Raw genomic sequence first — 18,737 nt, 5'->3', positions numbered from 1 at the left:
AGGTATTGTCTAAATTTCTGTATAAGAACTTGGCGAGAGTGGGGCGAAGGCAGTGGCGCGGAAGAAGGACCAGGGAGCACGCCGGGCCGAACTCGGCGAGGCCGTCCAGCGGGCGGTGCTCGCGCGCGGACTGGAGGGGGTGCGTCTGCGCGACATCGCGGAGCAGGCCGGGGTCACACCCGCGGCGGTGCTCTACTACGGCGACCTCGATGCGCTGATCTACGAGACGTACCAGCGGGCCATCGAGCGCTTCAGTCAGGAGCGCGAGCGCGTCGCCGAACAGTTTCCCGACGCGCGTGACCGCCTCCGCGCCTGCATCGACCACGGCGTCGCCAGCGGGCCGGACGACGAACTGGTCCGGCTCCTGTTCGAGTGCTGGCCGCGATCGCTGCGCGACGCCAAGGCCGCGGCCCTGGACAGTTCCTTGACCGAGCGTCAAATTGCCGTCTACTACGGCATTCTCGTCATCGGGCAGACGCAGGGACACTTCGCGCTCACCGACCCGCCGCGCATGCTCGCCGCCAATTTCGTCGCGATGGAGGACGGCTACCAGATGGAGGTGCTGGCCGGGCGGCGCAGCCGCGTCGAAGTGATCGCCAGCCTTCACTCCTACGCGCGCGCGGCGACGGGCCACGATCTGGGCTAGGCGGAGTACGGGATACTCGGAGTAACGGATAGGTTGGACGCCCGTCACCGTCCGGCGCCGAGTACCGACAAGGAGTCTCTCTTGACTTCCTCTCGGCCGTGAACGACCGAGGTTCCCCGGGACTCACGTCCCGAGGTTCCTGTTTCACCGACAGTCGCCTCCCCGCACGTTATGTGCGGGGCGGTCTCACACCATCTCCGCAGGCTGCCACCGTCAGTCCGACGGCCAAAATATTCCTCGCCGCGTTCACATCCCGGTCGTGGACGGCGCCGCATCGGCACGTCCACTCCCGCACGTCCAGCGGCATCGCCGACGCGACCTCCCCGCACACCGAGCAGGTCTTCGACGACGGATGAAACCGGTCGACCACCACCACCCGGCGCCCGTACCAGTCGGCCTTGTATTCGAGCATCGACCGGAACTCGGACCAACCCGCATCCGAGATCGCCCGAGACAACGACCGATTTTTGATCATGTTCCGCACACTCAGATCCTCGATGGCGATCACTTGGTTTTCGCGCACCAGCCGAGTGGACAGTTTGTGCAGATAATCGCGGCGCCGATCGGCGATCCGGCCATGAATCTTCGCGACCTTCAGTCGGGCCTTGGCCCGGTTCCGGGATCCTTTCTGTTTCTTGGCGAGTGCCCGCTGCGCCTTCGCCAGCCGCGCACGGTCCGCGCGCTCGTGGCGCGGATTGGTGATCTTCTCCCCCGTCGACAGCGTGTACAGGCTCGTGATCCCGGCATCGAGCCCGACCACCCGATCGGCCGGCTCGAGTTCGGTGATCGTGTCCTCGACGAGAATTGAGATGTGGTACTGACCGCGAGCATTGCGCGACACCGTCACCTGCGACGGCACGGCCCCCTCCGGGAGCGGCCTCGACCACCGAATATCCAACGGTTCGGACTGCTTGGCCAACCGGACCTGCCCGCCGCGGTAGGTGAAGCAGTTCGCGAAGTAGGTCGCCGAATCCTTCGATTGGCCCTTCTTCTTGAATTGCGGGTAGCCGGTCTGCTTGCGCCAGAACTTCTCGAACGCACCCTGCAGTTGCCGCAGCGATTCCTGCAACGGCCCCTTCGATGGCTCCGCCAACCACTCGGTCTCGGCATCGCGTTTCCATCCGGTGAGCATCGTCGAGGTGTCCGCGTAGGTCACCTGCCGCTGCTCCTGCGACCAGGCCCGCGTCCGCTCGGCCAACGCCCGGTTGTAGACATACCGGGTGCACCCGAACGTCCGAGCGAGCTGTTCCGCCTGCACTGCAGTCGGATAGAAACGGTATTTGAACGCCCGCTTCACCACCTTCCCCGCCATGACCGAAGACACTAGCCCCACGGTCCGACAAACCAGATCGGCTATCCCGGACCTGAAGGACCGGGTTTGCGCCGAAAGACTCACGGATCAAGATCCTGCAGCACGTCTCGCGCGAGATCCGCGAGTGGGAACAGGCCGTCGCGACGGTCGTGCTCCGGATACGCCAGATCGGGGTACTGATCGACCGCCTGGGTCCCGCCCTCGACGACCTGTCCGAACTACTCGACGCCGCGAAGCAGATCGCGGAGACCGCGGAAGGGCTCGCCGTCAGCGCGAAGGGAATCGATCAGAGCGCCGAGATCATTGCCCGTGACGCGGAGAAGATCGCGTACGCCTTGCCCGCGGTCGAGCGGCTGGGACGGCTCGCGGACCGCCTGCCCGGGGGCGGGAGACGGTCCGCGGCCGGCCGGTGACGAACGCCGGTCGGGGTTACTGCGCGCGGTCGAGCGTCCCCGGTGCGGTGGGGTGCTCGCCAGATTCTGCATCGAGGTCGTCGGCGACCCCGGCAATCGGCATCACGGCGAGGGCCTGGTCGAACGCGTCGGCGAGCCATTCCCCGGTCACCTCCACGAGCTGAGTGATCTCGGCGTCGGGTTGCCGCTGAAAGAACCGCACGACCCAGGGGCTCTGCGCGTCCGGATCGGAACTGAGATCCCCCGGCGCGTTGGTGGCGAGCAAATGGATGCTGCGCTCGAAATCGACCCGGACGGCGTATCCGGCGCCGGTGTTGACGACGGTGGCCGGACGATGCGCGGCGAGGGCCAGCGTCATCAGGGCATCGGAGTAACGAGCGGTGTGCTCCGCGGTGAGTGGCATGAACGATCACCTTTCAATTTCTGTGACCGTCGCCGTGGCACAGCAGGCTCGGAGGTTGGTCCGAAAATGCAATTCGCCGACAGATCACGAGAAGGTAGAAGTCAAGCTGTTCGTCGGGAGCTTGGGCTGCGAGAGCGTCGCTGTCGGCCACCTTCGAGGTGGGCGTCCTGGCACCGCGTGACAGTTGGGTACGCCCGATGGGAGCACGGACACGCCGGGCGCCCGTGAACTCGGTAGCTGTGTACTCAACTACGGGTAACCGTACGGGGCCTGACCCGGATACGCGACACGGGGTGGTCCGCAGGTGGTCTTCTACCCGAGATCGCTCGCGAGGACGCGGCTCTGTTTGAGGGTTTCCAGGATCAGCGAGCTTTCCAGCCGGTCGACGTGCTCGAGCCACTCGGCCTCGAGCATCAACTCGCGCAGGGCTTCCTTCGACGGCAGCCGGAAGTCCGCGACGATCTGGTAGTCACCCATGATGATCGCCGCGTACCGGAGAAACGGCTGACCGGCGAGCGCCTCGGCGACCGCCGACACCCGCGACGGCCGGGCCCGGATCCACAGCAGCGCGGCGACGGGTAGGCCGATCAGCGCCGGGTCGAACACCGCGCGGAACGTGAGCAGCCCGGACTGCCGCATCTTGTCGAGGCGTCGTTTGACGGTCTGTTCGGAGATGCCCACGAGCCGGGACAATTCCTCGAAACTCGCCCGGCCGTTCTCGACGACCAACCGCACCAGTGCCTTGTCCTCCCGGTCGAGGACGACCGGGTCGGTGAATTGCGGCCAGCGGGTTTTCGGGATCCGGCGGATCTCGGCGGTCTGTGTTTCGGTCAGGATTCCCGGTTCCCAGTCGTGAAGCGTACGTATGTATTCGAGCACCGGCGAGATGTCCATCTGCAGAAAACCGGACGGCGCCGCCATTTCCTGCAGGAACAGGCGGGACTGCCGGCGGCGCGGAGCCCAGATGTCGGCGTAGCAGTGCTGCGGCCCGGACAGGACGTAGACCGTCACGCTCTCCGGTCGGTGCGCGAGCGCGACGGCCGCCGTCAACGTGCTGTCCGGCCGGCACCGGCCGTGGACGATGAACGGATCGGAGTCGGCGGTGCGGTGCGGGTCCGCCATCCCGCGAACCTCCACCATCCCCGTCTCCAGCAGCCGCGAACCCCGGCGTGCCACCGTGCGCTCGGCCTCGCCGAGGGCGGCCGCGATCGTCGACCACGTCGCGCGGCCGTCGACGATCAGCGCGGCGATGATCTTGCGGTCCAGGGGATCGGCTGTGTGTTCCGGCATGATCGGCCAATCGTACGGCTGAATCCTCCATATTGCTGGTTTTCATTGCTTGAATCCGACTCCAGGGTGACACTTGGGGCCGAAACTGACGTTCGTCCCATGAGGAGCCCTCAATGTCCGATCTGATCCAGAAACCCGCACGCGAGGTCGTCCGGCTGCTGCGCGAAGGGACCGAGACGCCGACGAGCGTGCTCGAAGCCCTCCGCAGGCACGTTGCCGACGCAGACCGGCAGGTCAACTCCCTCCCGATCCAGTTCTTCGATGCCGCCGCCGAACGCGCGGCGCGGTTGGAGGCCGAAGTTCCGGATCCGGCCGGGCGCGGCCTGCTGGCCGGACTACCGGTCGCGGTGAAGGACTACAACGACGTGGCGGGGCAGCGCACGACGCACGGCTCGCCCCTGTTCGCCGACCACGTCGCCACCCGGTCCGACGCGATGGTGAGCGTCCTCGAGAACAACGGCGGCATCCCGTACGCCAAGTCCAACGTGCCCGAGTTCGCCGGCGGTCACACGTACAACACGCTGTTCGGGCCCAGCCGTAACCCGTGGAACCTCGACCGTTCGGTGGGCGGTTCCTCCGGTGGTTCGGCGGCCGCGCTCGCCTCCGGCAGCGCCTGGCTGGCGACCGGCAATGACCTGGGCGGCAGCCTCCGCACCCCGTCCGGATACAACGCGACCGTCGGTCTGCGCCCGACTCCCGGGCGGATCCCGCGCCGCAGGCCCGCCATCCCGTTCGACCCGCTGTGGGTGGAGGGGCCGATGGCACGCGATGTCGGTGACGTCGCCCTCATGCTGGATGCGATGGTCGGGCACGACCTGCACGACCCGTTGACGAAACCGGAACAGCCGCGGTCGTTCCTGGAACGCCTGACGACCTTCGACCCGCCCGCCCGCGTCGGATTCAGCCCGGACCTCGGGTGCCTCCCGGTGGAGCCGGCGATGCGCCGCGTCTGCGGTGACGCGATGAAACATTTCGACGCACTGGGTGCCGACGTCGTGACGGACTGCCCGGACTTCACCGGCGCCTACGACGCCTTCCAGGCGCTGCGCAGCCATCTGGTGGCGGCCGTGCACGGCGGGCTTCTCGCCGAGCATCGCGGCGCGATCAAGCCCGACATCGTCTGGAACATCGAGCGTGGACTCACCCAGTCCACGGAGACGTTGCTGTCGGCGGAACGCGTTCGCGGACAACTGTTCCACGAGATCGCGGACTACTTCGAGACCCACGATCTGCTGGTGATCCCGTCGGCGCCGCTCGATCCCTTCCCTGTGGAGTGGACTTATCCCGAACGCATCGACGGCGTGGAATCGCGGACGTACATCGACTGGATCGCGATTACGTTCTGTGTGAGTCTCACCGGGTGCCCGGTCGTTGCGCTCCCGTGCGGATTCTCCGACGCCGGACTGCCGGTGGGACTGCAGCTGGTCGGTGCGCCGGGGCAGGAGGCGCGGCTGCTCGCGCACGCGCAGATGTTCGAGTCCTCGGTGGGCATCGCGGTGAGCCTTCCCATCGTGCCACGTCGGCCGAAGGTGGCGACATCATGAGCAGCACAGTCGAATCCGAGCTTCGCGACGAGGAACAGCAGGACGCCCGCGAGGGTTTCCTGGCCCGGGTCGCGCTGCGGTTCGCGGCGGTCATCGAGCGGTGGTTCCCGGACGCGTTCATCTTCGCGCTGCTCGCGGTGGCGTTGGTGGCCGGAGCCGCGCTGGCCATCGGGGCGTCGCCGGCGACGGTGGCGACGAACTTCTCGACCGGTTTCTGGGATCTGATCCCGTTCACGATGCAGATGGCGATGGTCGTGGTCACCGGCTACATCGTGGCGTCGTCGCCACCTGCCGAACGTCTCATCACGCGGCTCGCGGCGATACCGCGCACTGCCCGCGGCGGCGTCACGTTCATCGCGGTGGTGAGCCTCGTGACGTCGATGGTGAACTGGGGTTTCGGACTGGTCTTCGCCGGTCTACTGGCGCGGGCGATGGCGCGCCGCACCGAACTCGGCCTCGACTACCGGGCCGCGGGCGCGGCCGCCTATCTGGGAATCGGCGGAATCTGGGCGCTCGGGCTGAGCTCCTCGGCGGCGCAGCTGCAGGCGAATCCGAAGAGCCTCACCCCGGAGCTGCTCGCGATCACGGGTGTCATCCCGTTCCGGGACACGATCTTCCTGTGGCAGTCGCTGTTCCTCGCGGCGGTGATCTTCGTGGTCAGCATCGTGATCGCGTATCTGTCCGCGCCGCACAAGGCGAACTCGGTCACCGCGGAGGATCTGGGGGTGGACGTCCACGACGTGCCGCCGCCGCTGCCGAAGCGGGAGCGTCCCGGCGACTGGCTCGAGTACAGCCCGGTGCTTCCCCTGATCGTCGGAGCGCTCGTCTTCGGCTGGCTGCTACGGGAATTCGCGTCGAACGATCCGATTCTCGTGATCTCCAACCTGAGCACGTACAACCTGCTGTTCCTGACGTTGGGCATGCTGCTGCACTGGCGTCCGCGGCGCTTCCTGCTCGCGGTGAAGAACGCGGTGCCCGCGTGCGCGAGCATCCTGGTGCAGTTCCCGTTCTACGCCGGGATCGCGGCCATCATGACCCGGGCGCAGGACGCCGACGGCAACACGGTGGCGCACTACATTTCCGAGGGCTTCGTCAGCGTCGCGTCGCACGGCACGTTCGGATTGGTCATCGGTATCTACTCGGCGGTGCTCGGATTGTTCATTCCGTCGGGCGGCGGCAAATGGATCATCGAGGCCCCGTACGTGATGCAGGCGTCCAACGACCTGCAGGCGCATCTCGGGTGGACGGTCCAGATCTACAACGCCGCGGAGGCGCTGCCCAATCTCGTCAACCCGTTCTGGATGCTGCCGCTCCTCGGCATCCTGGGCCTGCGCGCCCGGCACCTCGTCGGGTTCACCGCGGTGCAGCTCGTCTTCCACCTGCCCATCGTGCTCGGACTGTTGTGGTTCCTCGGCAACACGCTCACCTACAACCCGCCCGTGCAACCCTGAGCGGCACTACAGGTTGTGGTCGCGTTCGAGGAGGGCGTCGAGCCACAGCAATGCTTCGACGAGGGCCTGCACCCGTGCGAGTTCGGTGTCGGCGGGCACGGGCGGCGGGGAACCGGATCCCGCCCCGTGCCTGCCCTGCAGGTGACTCACGACGGCGCTGAACAGCCATTCGGCGGGCGCGGGCAGCTCGTCGTCCAGCTCGGGTGCGTCGTGCACGACGGGGACGACGCTGATGAAGCTGTCGACGGCGTCGGTGACACTGGCGGTCGGGTCCGCGACGAGGTCGGCGATGGTGGCGACCATCCACGTCACGACCGCGGTGAACGCCGCGCCGTCGCTCCCGGTGCCGCAGGTGATCCGCGAGATCTCGCGGGCGAGCGCGTGGAAGTCGCGGTCGCCGACCAAGGTCAGGAGGCGACCGCCCAGTTGTGCGCCGTCCGCGCGATCGGGCCCGTCGATCATGGCTGTCCCACGGCAGGTATTCGGCGCCGCCACGGCCCCGGATGGGGTCGGGCCGGCGAGATCTAACTACCGAACGGAATGCACAGAGAACCCGTGCACGCTGCGGTGGCTGCGACGGAAAACGGCTGGTCGAGTCCGGCGGCCAGAACGGTGGGGGTTCCCCCGGTGGCGGGCAGGGAGACCACGGAGCCGTTACTCGAGCCTGCATCGCCCGCGGCCGCGACGTACACCGTGCCCGCCGAGACCGTGAGACCGAACGGGCGGACGAGCCCGGTTCCCAGGACGGTCGGGGTGCCGCCGGTGGCCGGCAGGGAAACTACGGATCCGTCACCGGCGACCGCGACGTGGAGGGTGCCGCCGGAGACGTCGATTCCCGCCGGGAGATTCAGGCCGGCGGCCAGCACGGTGGGGGTGCCGCCGGTGACGGGCACGGCGATGACGGAACCGGTGCCGGGCGTCCCCGCACCGGCGACGGTGACGTAGAGGGTGCTCCCGGAGACGGCGACCCCGACCGGTTGCTGGAGGCCGGTGACGACCGGGCTGGGGGTGCCACCGCCTGCGGGCAGCGCGACGACGTTGCCGGAATCGAACTCGGTGACGTAGAGCGTCCCGCCGGACACCGCCACGTCGAACGCGTTACCCAGGCCGGTGGCGAGGGTGGTGGGGCTACCGCCCGCGGCGGGCACCGACACGACCGAGGCGCCGGCGGTGACGAACAGCGTGTCACCCGACACCGCTATCCCGCCCGGTCCGGCGATCCCGGTGGCCACGGCGCTCGGGTTGCCGCCGGTGGCGGGCAGGGACAGCACGGAACCGGTGCCGTTCTCGGTCACGTAGAGCGTGTTCGCGGCCGGCATCGCCGAAATGGCGGGTGCGGCGGCCACCGCGGTGGCGAGGATCAGCGCGCCGGTGATGACGGCCGCCCGACGGCCGAGTCGGGTGAACGGTGATCGGCGCATCGGCAGTCCTCTCGTGGCCCGTGCCCGGAAGAATACCGCCGCCGCAGCACGATCCGCCGCGATTCGGGCACTTCGCCGGGGCGGCTCAGACCTCCGCGGCGACCGGCGGCTTGACCCCGACGACCGGGCACTGCGCCTCGAGGAGCACGCGCTGGGCGACGCTGCCCATGAGGAGTTTGCCGACCGGGGAGCGGCGGCGCATGCCGAGGACGAGGAGTTCGGCGGCGGAGTCGTAGGACGCGTCGATGAGGTTGTCGGCGTGGGAGCGGCCGGGTTCGTTCCGTGCGATGCGGTAGTCGACGGCGCCCGCGTCCGCTTCCTCCCTGGCGGAGTGCAGTTCGGCCTCGAATCCGGCTGCCGAGGCGCTGTCGCCGTCGGCGATCACCACGAGATCCGTTGCGCGCATGCGGGCTTCGATGAACCCGAAGGTCAGGGCGCCACGACCTTCGACGGTCGGGACGTAACTGAGAATGACGCTCATCGTGACCTCGGATCGAGAACGGGGGTGGTCAGGGTGCCCTGGGCGAGGTACTCGTCGAGGTTCTGCAGGGTCAGAGCCTCCATCGCGGCGCGGGTCTCGGTGGTTCCGCTCCCGACGTGGGGGAGGAGGACGACGGTGTCGAGCGCGAGGAGCGCCTCGGGAACGTGGGGCTCCCGGGTGAACACGTCCAGTCCGGCGCCGGCGAGTTTGCGTTCGGTGAGCAGTTCGACGAGCGCGTCCTCGTCGACGACGCTTCCGCGTGCCACGTTGATCAGATAGCCGCCTGGCCCGAGTGCTTCGAGAACCTCTCGGTCCACCAGCTTCTGGGTTCCCTTGCCGCCGGCCGCGGCGACGATCAGCACGTCGACCCCGGCGGCGAGGGCGGCGGCCGAGTCGACGTACGCGAACGGCGAACCGGGGACCTCCCGCCGATTGTGGTACGAGATCGTGCAGCCGAAGCCGGTGAGGCGGGCGGCGATGGCGGAGCCGATGCGGCCGAGGCCGACGATGCCGACCCGGGTGCCGCTGACCTTCCGGGTGAGGGGGTAGTTGCCCTCGGCGGGCCAGCGGCCCGCGCGCACGAAGCGGTCCGAGGCGGAGAATCCGCGGAGCGTGTCGATCAGCAGTCCGACGGCGGTGTCGGCGACGCAGTCGGTGAGGACGTCGGGGGTGTTGCTGACGCCGATTCCGAGTTCTTCGGCGCGCTCGACATCCGTTGTGTCGTAACCGACTCCGAAGTGCACGATGGCGCCGAGATTCGGCAGTTCCGTCATCAGGGCGGCGTCGACTCCGGTGCGTCCGGACGTCACGACGGCGGTGACGGTTTCGCCGTGCTCGGCGAGGAAGCTGCTCCGGTCTTCTCCGAGGGGGAGGGTGAGGGCGTCGTACTTCTCGGAGAGCGTTGCGGTGAGCGACGGCTTCAGCGGCCCGACCTGCAGAACCCGCCCTCCCGAAACGGTCTGTGCGGCAGCTTCTTTCACGGACGCCTCTGCGGTCACCATCGTGCCTCCTGACGAGTGGCGACGCGGCTGTCCGCGCCGCCGGTTACCCGTAAGTTAAGCGGCCCTCGGAATACCTGTCCAACACGTAAATAACATGGATCGATACTGAAACGGCATTGGTCGGCGGCGCGCTGACGTGCGCAGATGTCAAAACTTCGGGTATGCGCCGGTCAGGGGCCCGCCGGGGTGATCGCAGTCTCCCTGATATCGCGTCTGTGACGGCCCTCACGAGCCGTTTTGCGCCGTCACCCCCTGTTGACGCTCCCCGGGGCCGCTCATAGCGTTGTGGCTACCGTCACAGGCGGGCCCTCTTCACTCGCGTCGAGTACGCGACACATCCCTACGGAGGACACCATGAGCCCTGCACGTTCGCTGCAGCAGGGAACCCGTTACCGCGTCGTCGCCGTGGCCACCGCCGCTCTGACGGTGCCGGCTCTGGCCGCAGGTTGCTCGGTGGCCAATTCGAGCCACAGCGACGCCGCCAGCCCCGACACGTTGCGGATCGTGCTCCCGCAGGAGCCGCCCACGCTCGAGCCCTGCGACGCGTCACTCACCTCGACCGGAGTCGTCGTCCGCTCCAACATCACCGAGCCGCTGGTGGAACGCAACGCCGACACCGGCGACCTGGAGCCGAAGCTCGCCGACTCGTGGGAGCAGACGTCGGACACCGTCTGGACGTTCCGGATCCGTCCCGGTGTCACGTTCAGCGACGGCAGCGCGTTCGACGCCGAGGACGCCGCGTTCTCGATCGACCGCACCGTCAACTCGACCATCGGCTGCGACGTCGACGGGTACGTCTTCGGCGACGACGCGCTCGTGGTGAACGCGATCGACCCGTCGACCGTGACGGTCCAGACGCCCACCGCCGACCCGATCCTGCCGCTGCGGATCTCGTTCGTGGAGATGGTGCCGTCCACCACCGACGCCAAGGACAAGGTGCGCGACCCCATCGGCACCGGCCCCTACAAGATCGACTACTGGGATCACGGCCAGCGGCTGTCCCTGGTCCGCAACGACACGTACTGGGGCACGGCCCCCGAGTACGCGCGGGCGATCTACCAGTGGCGGACCGAGGGCAGCGTGCGGGCCGCGATGGTCGCCAACGACGAGGCCGAACTCGCCACGTACCTCGGTCCGGAGGACGGCGCCGGCGACCTCGGCGTCGCCTACCCCAACAACGAGACGACGGCGCTGCGGATGATGGCCACCGAACCGCCGCTCGACGACTACCGTGTCCGCGAGGCCATCGACCTCTCCGTCAACCGGGCGGGGATCGTCAAGGCGCTGTTCCAGGGACTCGGCGACCCGGCCGGGCAACTCGTCGGCAGCAGCATCGTCGGGTTCGACCCCGACCTGCAGCCGACCCCCTACGACCCCGACCGCGCCGCGCAACTGGTGGCGGAGGCCAAGGCCGACGGCGTCCCCGTCGACAACCAGATCCGGCTGATCGGGCGCACAGGCCAGTTCCCCAAGATCAACGAGACCATCGAGGTCATCCAGAACTCGCTGAGCAAGGCCGGCCTGAACGTGAAGATCGAGATGATGGACACKGCCGGGCAGATGCAGTACCAGATCCGGCCGTTCCCGCAGGGCACCGGACCGATTCTGCTGATGATCCAGCACGGTAACCAGGCGGGTGACGCGCAGTTCACCGTCGACCAGTACATGCGCAGCGACGGCTACCAGAGCTACTTCGGCTCGGCCGGATACGACGCGCAGATCGCCGCCGCCGAGCAACTCGTCGGCGACGCCCGCCAGGACGCGTTCGCGTCGGTCCTGGCGAACGAGCCGGAAGAGATCCGGCAGTTTGCGTACATCGCCCACATGAACGCGGTTCTCGCCAAGTCCCCGACCGTGCAGTACACGCCCAACTCCGCGACCGGCGACGAGATGCGCCTGAGCGAGATGACCCACGCGGACACATCCGCAAACGGCTAAACCCTCTTCCCAGCCCCCGGAGGAACTGTGATGTCCCAACCGAACCCGATCCGAAGGCGGTGAGTCATGTTCGCCTTCCTGCGCCGACGCGTCTACACCAGCCTCGTACCTCTCCTCGTCGTCCTTTTCGGTGTGTTCCTGCTCGCCCGCCTCACCGGCGACCCGACCAACCTCTACCTCCCGGTCTCCGCGACCCCCGATCAGCGCGCCGAGTTCGCGGCCGAGAACGGCCTCGACAAGCCGGTGCTGAGCCAGATGGCCGACTACCTGTCCGGGGTCGCCCACCTCGACTTCGGAGAGTCGCTGCGCACGGGTGAATCCGCCGCGACCATGGCGCTGCGGGCGTTCCCCGCCACGTTGCAGCTGGCGTTCTTCACAATGCTGCTCGCGATCATCGGTGCCGTCGTGATCGGCTGCTGGGCGGCGTACCGGCCGAACTCGCTGGCCGACCGGATCTCGAGCCTGCTGTCGATGACCGCGGCCAGCATCCCCGACTTCTGGTTCGCCATCACCGGCGTGTGGATCTTCGCGGTGGTGCTGGGAGTGCTGCCCACGTCGGGCACCGGAAGCGCGCTGTCGTGGATCCTGCCGATCGCGACCCTGCTGATCCGCCCGCTGGGCGTGCTCACCCAGGTGGTGCGCGGCGCGATGGTGTCGGCGCTGTCCGCACCATACGTACGTCTTGCCCGCAGCAAGGGTGCCGGCGACCTGCGCGTCGTCACCCATCACGCGCTCCGCAACGCCGCTGCCCCGGCGCTGACGGTGGCCGGCGACCTCACCGTCGGCCTGGTCAACGGCGCCGTCGTCGTCGAGGCGATCTTCGGGTGGCCCGGCATCGGCAAGCTGATGATCGACGCGATCCTGCAGCGAGACTTCGCGGTCCTGCAGGCGGCGGTGCTCCTGACCGCGGTCAGCATCTTCGTCCTCAACATCCTGATCGACGCGGGCTACGCACTTCTCGACGCGCGTGTCCGCGAGAAGACCAAGGTCTAGGAGGCCGCCGACATGTCCATAGACAACGCTCCCCGCCTCGACGGAGCCGGCGACGTCCACCAGGGCCCCGACGAGACGCCCCCGGCCCCGGCCGATCCCGCGCCCAAGCCCGCACGGAACAAGACGCCGTTGTGGAAACTGCTTCTTCGGGACCGGGTGGCCACGGTCGCGGCGGCGATCCTGGTGTTCGTGTTCCTCGTCGCCGTCTTCGGCCCGTGGCTGGTCGGCGACGCCGCAACCGATCAGAACCTGGACCAGTCCAACCTCGCACCGTTCCACGTGGCGAACGGGTGGATGAACATCCTCGGCACCGACCCGCTCGGGCGCAGCATGCTCGCCCGGTTGATCGTCGCGTGCCGCACCACCCTCCTGGTGGCGCTGCCCGCGGTCGCGCTGTCCTGCATCGTCGGTTCGCTCATCGGCATGTGGGCCGGTTACCACCGCGGCTGGCGGGAGACGACGGCGATGCGCGTCGCCGACGTCATCATGAGCTTCCCGTCGCTGCTGATGGCCGTCGTCGTCCTGTACGTGTTCTCGCCCAGCGCGGCGAACATCGTCCTGGTGCTGGCGATCACCCGCATCCCGATCTACCTCCGCACCGCCCGCGCGGAGTCGGCGGAACTGCAGAGCCGGTTGTTCGTGGACGCCGCACGGACGTTCGGCGCCCGCAGCGGGGCCGTCATCCGCAGGCACGTGTTCCCCATCCTGCTGCCGACTCTGCTCACCGTCGCCACCCTGGACTTCTGCTACGTGATGCTCGCCGAGTCGTCGCTGAGCTTCCTCGGCATCGGCATCCAGCCGCCCGACATCAGCTGGGGCCTGATGGTGTCTCAGGGCCGGACGTACCTGCAGACGGCGTGGTGGCTGTCCTTCTTCCCCGGACTCGCCATCGTCATCACCACCGTGTCGGCGACCGTGCTCGCCGCGTGGGCCCGGATCGCCACCGACCCCGCCCAGCGCTGGCGCCTGACCGTCCCGCGGTCGCGTCGCTCCCGGCTGTTCCCCACCCGAAAGGTCGTCTCATGAGTGCACCTGCACCGGCTGTCGAATCACCCGACTTCGCAGACACCGACCGTGTCGCACTCGAGGTCGCGGATCTCACCGTCGACCTGCGCACCCCCTCGGGCACGGTTCGGGCCGTCGACCACGTGTCGTTCACCGCGCGACGCGGGGAGACCCTCGCGTTGCTCGGTGAGTCGGGGTGCGGCAAGTCGATGACCGCGCAGGCGCTCGTCGGCCTGCTCGAGCCGATCGCCGACGTCACCGACGGCTCGGTCCGCCTCGGCGACGTCGACCTGGTGACGGCGAAGGCGAAGACCCGCCGCGCCCTCGCTGCGACCGAACTCGCCATCGTGTTCCAGGACGCGCTGACCGCGCTCAACCCCGTCTACACCGTCGGCAAGCAGTTGGCCGAACCGTTCCGGATCCACCGCGGGCTGTCCGCGAAAGAGGCGAGGCGCGAAGCGATCTCGCTGATGCAGAGGGTCGGGATTCCCGAGCCGGAATCGCGCATCGACTCCTACCCGCACCAGTTCTCCGGCGGCATGCGGCAGCGCCTGCTGATCGCGATGGCCGTCGCGCTGAGCCCGACGGTCCTGCTCGCCGACGAGCCGACCACCGCACTCGACGTCACCGTGCAGGCGCAGATCATGTCGCTGCTGCGGGACCTGCGCACCGAGCACGACATGGCCGTCATCCTCATCACCCACGACCTCGCGCTGGTGGCGGAGGAGGCCGACCGCGTCGCGATCATGTACGCCGGCAACGTCGTCGAGACCGGACCGGTCGCCGAGGTCTTCTCCTCGCCACAGCACCCGTATACGAAGGGCCTGCTCGATTCGGTCCCCGTGCACGCGGTCCGCGGCGAGGACCTGAAGTCGATCGGCGGCACCCCGCCCGACCTGCACTCCATCCCGTCCGGCTGCGTCTACCAGGCGCGCTGCCCGCTCGCCCGCGACCTGTGCCGCACCACCCGCCCGCCGCTCGCCGGCGTCGCGGCTGGCCGCCGCTCGGCGTGCCATTTTCCCGAGGAGGTCTGACATGTCCGAGTCGATTCTGAAGGTGCGGGGCCTCACCAAGACGTTCAAGGTGCCTGCCAACGCGGCGGGCAAGAACCAGTTGCGTGCGCTCGACGGCATCGACCTCGACCTCGCCCGCGGCGAAACGCTCGGGCTCGTCGGCGAATCGGGCTGTGGCAAGTCCACCCTCGCCCGGACGCTGATGATGCTCGAGCGTCCCGACTCCGGTTCGGTGACGTGGGACGGCGTCGACCCGTTCTCGCTCAAGGGCAAGGATCTGCTGGCGCTGCGCCGCCGGGTGCAGATGGTGTTCCAGGACCCTTATGCGTCGCTGAACTCCCGGATGTCGGCGGCGGACATCATCGCCGAGCCGTGGCGCACCCACAAGACGATGTACAAGACCAGCCGCGACCGGGCGGCGCGGGTGCGCGAACTGCTGCACCTCGTGGGGCTGCGGCCGAGCGACGAGCACCGCTACCCGCAGGAGTTTTCCGGCGGTCAGCGTCAGCGTCTCGGGATCGCCCGGGCCCTGGCGCTGAACCCGAGCGTCGTCATCTGCGACGAACCCGTGTCGGCTCTCGACCTGTCGGTGCAGGCTCAGGTGCTCAATCTGCTGAACGACCTGCAGAAACAGCTCGGCATCTCGTACGTGTTCATTTCGCACGACCTGTCCGTGGTCCGGCACGTCGCCGACCGCGTCGCCGTGATGTACCTCGGCCGGATCGTGGAGACGGGTGCGACGGACGCCGTCTTCGACCGCCCCGCCCACCCGTATACCGAGGCGCTGATGTCGGCGGCACCGAAGCTGGACGCCGGATCCCGCGGCAAGCGGATCATCCTCGAGGGTGAGGTTCCGTCGCCGCTGAACCCGCCGTCGGGCTGCCGGTTCCGCACCCGCTGCGCCCACGCCACCGACATCTGCGCGAGCACGGTGCCGCCCGCCGCCGTCGATGCGAGCGAAAGCAGCCATGTCGCCGAATGCCACCATCCTCGCCGTCCGGTCGCGCTCGGCGTGCCGGTCGCGGTCGGGTGAGCGGGGCCGAGTTCGCGGTCATCGCGCTCGCCGTCTTCCTCGCCTCGTGCATGCAGGCGTCGATCGGATTCGGGATGGGCATGCTCGCGGCACCGGTCGTGGCGCTCGTCGATCCGAGCCTGCTGCCCGCGACGCTGATCATGACGGTGACGGTCGTGACGGTGATGGTGGTGTGGCGGGAACGGGAGGCCCTGGACCTGACCGGCACGGGGTGGGCTCTGGCCGGCCGGGTGCCGGGCACCGTCGCGGGCGCGGTACTGCTGGTGGTGCTGCCGGAACGGGGGTTGTCGCTGCTGCTCGCGGGCGTGGTGCTGTCCGGGGTCGTCTTCGCGACCCTGGGCTGGGCGCCGCAGCCGCGACGCCGGAACCTCGCCGTCGCCGGGGCCGCGTCGGGTCTCCTCGGCACGGCCACGTCGATCGGCGGACCGCCGATGGCGCTGGTGATGCAGGGGTCGAAGGGGGCGCAGCTGCGCGGCAACATGAGCGCGTTCTTCCTGGTGGGCTCCACGCTGTCGGTCGCGGTTCTCGCCGCGACGGGTTCGGTGCATCGCGAGTCGGCGGTGATGTTCGCGTTGCTCGCCCCGGTGACGGTGCTCGGATACGTGGCGTCGCGGTTCGTGAACCGCCACCTGGACGCGTCTCGCCTGCGCCGGACCTCGATCGCGGTGTCCTGTGTGGGCGCGTTGATGCTGATCGGACAGCAGCTTCTCTGATGCAGTGTCTGCATCGTTCGATGCTCAACAAGTCTTGGACATGTATCGATCGGGCCACTTAGAGTTTTCGTTGTGAGGCGCCTCACGGGCGGCGCTGCGCTGTGAAGGAAGGTTTCGGAAGATGAGTACAACGAGCACCCCGGTCGTCACCGACATGCGAGTGGTCCCGATCGCGGGACACGACAGCATGCTCCTGAACCTGTCCGGCGCGCATGCCCCGTACTTCACCCGGAACCTGGTGATCCTCACCGATTCCGACGGCAACACCGGTGTCGGCGAGGTCCCCGGCGGTGAGCCGATCCGGCGTACCCTCGAGGACGCCCGCGCCATCGTGACCGGGCGCAGCATCGGCGAGTACAACGGCGTGCTCGCCGACCTGCGGCGCACGTTCGCCGACCGCGACTCCGCAGGCCGCGGCAACCAGACGTTCGACCTCCGCGTCGCGATCCACGCCGTCACCGCCGTCGAATCGGCGCTCCTCGACGTCCTCGGGCAGCACCTCGGTGTCCCCGTCGCGGCCCTGCTCGGCGACGGTCAGCAGCGCGAGAAGGTGCAGGCGCTCGGCTACCTCTTCTTCGTCGGTGACCGCAACAGAACCGACCTGGACTATCAGTCGGGTGCGGGCGAGTCTGACGACTGGCTGCGCCTGCGGCACGAGGAGGCGCTGACACCGGACGCCGTCGTGCGACTCGCCGAGGCAGCGCAGGCGCGGTACGGGTTCGCCGACTTCAAGCTCAAGGGTGGCGTCCTCGCGCCCCGCGAGGAGGCGGCGGCCGTCACGGCGCTGGCCGAACGGTTCCCCGACGCCCGGGTCACCCTCGACCCCAATGGCGGGTGGCTGCTGTCGGAGGCCATCGAGACCTGCCGCGGGCTGAAGGACGTGCTCGCGTACGCCGAGGACCCGGTCGGCCCCGAGGGCGGCTTCTCCGGCCGCGAGGTGATGAGCGAGTTCAAGCGCGCCACCGGACTGCCGACCGCCACCAACATGATCGCCACCGACTGGCGCGAGATGGGGCACACCATTCGCTCCGGCGCCGTCGACATCCCCCTCGCCGACCCGCACTTCTGGACGATGGCCGGATCGGTCCGCGTCGCCCAGCTCTGCGATGCGTGGGGCCTCACCTGGGGATCGCATTCCAATAACCACTTCGACGTGTCGCTCGCCATGTTCACCCACGTGGCCGCCGCGGCCCCGGGCGACATCACCGCCATCGACACCCACTGGATCTGGCAGGACGGTCAGCGGATCACCAGGGACCCGTACGCGATCGAGGGCGGTTACCTGACCGTGCCGTCGACGCCGGGCCTCGGGGTGGAGCTCGACATGGACCGGGTCGAGGCCGCGCACGAGCTGTACCTCCAGAAGGGGCTCGGTGCGCGCGACGACTCGGTCGGCATGCAGTTCCTGGTGCCCGGCTGGTCGTTCGACAGCAAGCGCCCGGCGCTGGTCCGCGCCTGATGAAGATCGTCGTCGGCGACCGGAATCTGCTGCCGCATCGCGAACTGTTCGAGTCGGGGCTGCCGTCCGGCGCCGTGGTGTCGTGGCATCGGAAGTTCGACGAGTCGGCGATCGTCCCCGACCTCGCCGACGCCGACGTGTACGTGGGCGGCCGGTTCACCGCCGCGATGGCGGCCGCGGCGCCGAAGCTGCGCCTGCTGCACGTCGCCGGCGCGGGCACCGACAACGTGGCCTTCGACGCCCTTCCCCCCGACACCCTGGTCGCCAACACGTTCCACCACGAGGACTCGATCGCGGAGTACATCGTGTCGTCGGCGCTGATGCTGCGCCGCGGCTTCCTCGGTCACGACCGCGCCCTCCGCGGCGACGTGTGGGCCACGTCGGTCTACGACGACGCGATCGCGCAGTCCCGGTCCATGCGTGGTGCGCGGATCGGATTCGTCGGCTTCGGTCACATCGGCGGGAGGTCGTGGAGCCTGCTCCGCAAGTTCGGTGCAGAGGGTTGCGCGATCACCGGGCGGGGAAATCTCGACGCCGACGCGGAAGGCCTCCAATGGGCGGGCGACAACACGTCGCTGCTCCGGCTCATGACCGAGTCCGACGTCGTCGTGGTGTCCGCGC

General features: G+C 68.6%; 19 protein-coding genes (1 of these 19 cut by a window edge). 12 read left to right on the top strand and 7 right to left on the bottom strand.

Features of this window, described 5'->3' with window-relative positions; all coding sequences use genetic code 11:
• The first annotated feature begins 52 nt into the window (after positions 1 to 52).
• Entirely contained in the window at positions 53 to 646 is a 594-nt protein-coding gene (locus tag AC1DWT_RS21550; protein WP_206014309.1) for a TetR/AcrR family transcriptional regulator, read from the top strand.
• A 169-nt stretch (positions 647 to 815) separates the two neighbouring features.
• Here AC1DWT_RS21550 and AC1DWT_RS21545 read toward each other — a convergent pair whose 3' ends face one another.
• The gene (locus AC1DWT_RS21545; protein WP_477922100.1) at positions 816 to 1,958 is read right to left on the bottom strand and encodes an RNA-guided endonuclease InsQ/TnpB family protein; all 1,143 of its coding nucleotides are present in this window, start codon (positions 1,956 to 1,958) and stop codon (positions 816 to 818) included.
• 149 nt (positions 1,959 to 2,107) lie between these two features.
• Between AC1DWT_RS21545 and AC1DWT_RS21540 the strand changes: the two genes are divergently transcribed.
• Entirely contained in the window at positions 2,108 to 2,371 is a 264-nt protein-coding gene (locus tag AC1DWT_RS21540) for a hypothetical protein (RefSeq protein ID WP_241031430.1), read from the top strand.
• Positions 2,372 to 2,387: 16 nt separating this feature from the next.
• Here the strand turns inward: AC1DWT_RS21540 and AC1DWT_RS21535 are convergent, their stop codons facing one another.
• Positions 2,388 to 2,774, bottom strand: coding sequence for a hypothetical protein (locus AC1DWT_RS21535; RefSeq protein WP_072949510.1), 387 nt, complete (start codon positions 2,772 to 2,774; stop codon positions 2,388 to 2,390).
• Between the two features lie 312 nt (positions 2,775 to 3,086).
• Positions 3,087 to 4,064 (bottom strand): Lrp/AsnC family transcriptional regulator, encoded by a 978-nt coding sequence (locus tag AC1DWT_RS21530; RefSeq protein WP_477922096.1) that lies wholly within the window; start codon positions 4,062 to 4,064, stop codon positions 3,087 to 3,089.
• Between the two features lie 113 nt (positions 4,065 to 4,177).
• Here AC1DWT_RS21530 and AC1DWT_RS21525 point away from each other — a divergent pair, with 113 nt between their 5' ends.
• On the top strand, positions 4,178 to 5,608 hold the full coding sequence (locus AC1DWT_RS21525) for an amidase (protein ID WP_477922094.1): 1,431 nt from the start codon (positions 4,178 to 4,180) through the stop codon (positions 5,606 to 5,608).
• Positions 5,605 to 7,059: a short-chain fatty acid transporter gene (locus tag AC1DWT_RS21520; protein ID WP_477922092.1), complete on the top strand. Its 1,455-nt coding sequence runs from the start codon at positions 5,605 to 5,607 to the stop codon at positions 7,057 to 7,059. The genes AC1DWT_RS21525 and AC1DWT_RS21520 overlap by 4 nt, the downstream gene beginning before the upstream one ends.
• Positions 7,060 to 7,065: 6 nt before the next feature.
• On the opposite strand, the gene AC1DWT_RS21515 is transcribed toward AC1DWT_RS21520, so the two are convergent.
• The 4 genes from AC1DWT_RS21515 to AC1DWT_RS21500 form a co-directional block, all read right to left on the bottom strand.
• Positions 7,066 to 7,521: a hypothetical protein gene (locus AC1DWT_RS21515; protein WP_095865657.1), complete on the bottom strand. Its 456-nt coding sequence runs from the start codon at positions 7,519 to 7,521 to the stop codon at positions 7,066 to 7,068.
• Positions 7,522 to 7,583: 62 nt separating this feature from the next.
• A complete protein-coding gene (locus AC1DWT_RS21510) occupies positions 7,584 to 8,480 on the bottom strand; it encodes an NHL repeat-containing protein (RefSeq protein WP_477922090.1) in 897 nt (298 codons plus the stop codon).
• Between the two features lie 85 nt (positions 8,481 to 8,565).
• A complete protein-coding gene (locus AC1DWT_RS21505) occupies positions 8,566 to 8,961 on the bottom strand; it encodes a universal stress protein (protein ID WP_072949500.1) in 396 nt (131 codons plus the stop codon).
• Positions 8,958 to 9,962, bottom strand: a complete 1,005-nt coding sequence (locus tag AC1DWT_RS21500; RefSeq protein WP_477922087.1) for a 2-hydroxyacid dehydrogenase — start codon at positions 9,960 to 9,962, stop codon at positions 8,958 to 8,960. The genes AC1DWT_RS21505 and AC1DWT_RS21500 overlap by 4 nt, the downstream gene beginning before the upstream one ends.
• A 354-nt stretch (positions 9,963 to 10,316) precedes the next feature.
• Between AC1DWT_RS21500 and AC1DWT_RS21495 the strand changes: the two genes are divergently transcribed.
• The 8 genes from AC1DWT_RS21495 to AC1DWT_RS21460 all read left to right on the top strand — a co-directional run.
• On the top strand, positions 10,317 to 11,900 hold the full coding sequence (locus tag AC1DWT_RS21495; RefSeq protein ID WP_095865660.1) for an ABC transporter substrate-binding protein: 1,584 nt from the start codon (positions 10,317 to 10,319) through the stop codon (positions 11,898 to 11,900).
• A gap of 66 nt (positions 11,901 to 11,966) precedes the next feature.
• Complete coding sequence (locus tag AC1DWT_RS21490; protein WP_072949493.1) at positions 11,967 to 12,893, top strand: ABC transporter permease; 927 nt, start codon at positions 11,967 to 11,969, stop codon at positions 12,891 to 12,893.
• 12 nt (positions 12,894 to 12,905) lie between these two features.
• Positions 12,906 to 13,919 carry an ABC transporter permease gene (locus AC1DWT_RS21485; protein ID WP_095865661.1) on the top strand — a complete coding sequence of 338 codons (1,014 nt, stop codon included), beginning with the start codon at positions 12,906 to 12,908 and terminating at the stop codon, positions 13,917 to 13,919.
• Positions 13,916 to 14,932, top strand: coding sequence for an ABC transporter ATP-binding protein (locus AC1DWT_RS21480; protein WP_072949489.1), 1,017 nt, complete (start codon positions 13,916 to 13,918; stop codon positions 14,930 to 14,932). The genes AC1DWT_RS21485 and AC1DWT_RS21480 overlap by 4 nt, the downstream gene beginning before the upstream one ends.
• Position 14,933: 1 nt before the next feature.
• The gene (locus tag AC1DWT_RS21475) at positions 14,934 to 15,944 is read left to right on the top strand and encodes an ABC transporter ATP-binding protein (RefSeq protein WP_206014315.1); all 1,011 of its coding nucleotides are present in this window, start codon (positions 14,934 to 14,936) and stop codon (positions 15,942 to 15,944) included.
• A complete protein-coding gene (locus AC1DWT_RS21470; RefSeq protein WP_477922084.1) occupies positions 15,941 to 16,657 on the top strand; it encodes a sulfite exporter TauE/SafE family protein in 717 nt (238 codons plus the stop codon). The genes AC1DWT_RS21475 and AC1DWT_RS21470 overlap by 4 nt, the downstream gene beginning before the upstream one ends.
• Positions 16,658 to 16,778: 121 nt before the next feature.
• Positions 16,779 to 18,116 carry a glucarate dehydratase gene (gene gudD, locus AC1DWT_RS21465; protein ID WP_206014316.1) on the top strand — a complete coding sequence of 446 codons (1,338 nt, stop codon included), beginning with the start codon at positions 16,779 to 16,781 and terminating at the stop codon, positions 18,114 to 18,116.
• A protein-coding gene (locus tag AC1DWT_RS21460; RefSeq protein ID WP_477922083.1) for a 2-hydroxyacid dehydrogenase crosses the window boundary here: on the top strand, positions 18,116 to 18,737 show its 5' portion. It continues 353 nt past the right edge of the window; 622 of the gene's 975 nt are visible here — the first part of the coding sequence; the start codon lies at positions 18,116 to 18,118; its stop codon lies off the right edge, out of view. The genes gudD and AC1DWT_RS21460 overlap by 1 nt, the downstream gene beginning before the upstream one ends.

The organism is Rhodococcus sp. P4_B6, from assembly GCF_056402215.1.
Note: the sequence above shows the minus strand (reverse complement) of the source record. Positions and strands in the feature narration are given on the sequence as shown.

Bases quoted from the DNA above. Each gene is read 5' to 3' on its own strand.
- AC1DWT_RS21545 (WP_477922100.1), bottom strand. From the start codon at position 1,958: ATGGCGGGGAAGGTGGTGAAGCGGGCGTTCAAATACCGTTTCTATCCG.
- AC1DWT_RS21535 (WP_072949510.1), bottom strand. From the start codon at position 2,774: ATGCCACTCACCGCGGAGCACACCGCTCGTTACTCCGATGCCCTGATG.
- AC1DWT_RS21530 (WP_477922096.1), bottom strand. From the start codon at position 4,064: ATGCCGGAACACACAGCCGATCCCCTGGACCGCAAGATCATCGCCGCG.
- AC1DWT_RS21525 (WP_477922094.1), top strand. From the start codon at position 4,178: ATGTCCGATCTGATCCAGAAACCCGCACGCGAGGTCGTCCGGCTGCTG.
- AC1DWT_RS21520 (WP_477922092.1), top strand. From the start codon at position 5,605: ATGAGCAGCACAGTCGAATCCGAGCTTCGCGACGAGGAACAGCAGGAC.
- AC1DWT_RS21515 (WP_095865657.1), bottom strand. From the start codon at position 7,521: ATGATCGACGGGCCCGATCGCGCGGACGGCGCACAACTGGGCGGTCGC.
- AC1DWT_RS21510 (WP_477922090.1), bottom strand. From the start codon at position 8,480: ATGCGCCGATCACCGTTCACCCGACTCGGCCGTCGGGCGGCCGTCATC.
- AC1DWT_RS21505 (WP_072949500.1), bottom strand. From the start codon at position 8,961: ATGAGCGTCATTCTCAGTTACGTCCCGACCGTCGAAGGTCGTGGCGCC.
- AC1DWT_RS21500 (WP_477922087.1), bottom strand. From the start codon at position 9,962: ATGGTGACCGCAGAGGCGTCCGTGAAAGAAGCTGCCGCACAGACCGTT.
- AC1DWT_RS21490 (WP_072949493.1), top strand. From the start codon at position 11,967: ATGTTCGCCTTCCTGCGCCGACGCGTCTACACCAGCCTCGTACCTCTC.
- AC1DWT_RS21485 (WP_095865661.1), top strand. From the start codon at position 12,906: ATGTCCATAGACAACGCTCCCCGCCTCGACGGAGCCGGCGACGTCCAC.
- AC1DWT_RS21480 (WP_072949489.1), top strand. From the start codon at position 13,916: ATGAGTGCACCTGCACCGGCTGTCGAATCACCCGACTTCGCAGACACC.
- AC1DWT_RS21475 (WP_206014315.1), top strand. From the start codon at position 14,934: ATGTCCGAGTCGATTCTGAAGGTGCGGGGCCTCACCAAGACGTTCAAG.
- gudD (WP_206014316.1), top strand. From the start codon at position 16,779: ATGAGTACAACGAGCACCCCGGTCGTCACCGACATGCGAGTGGTCCCG.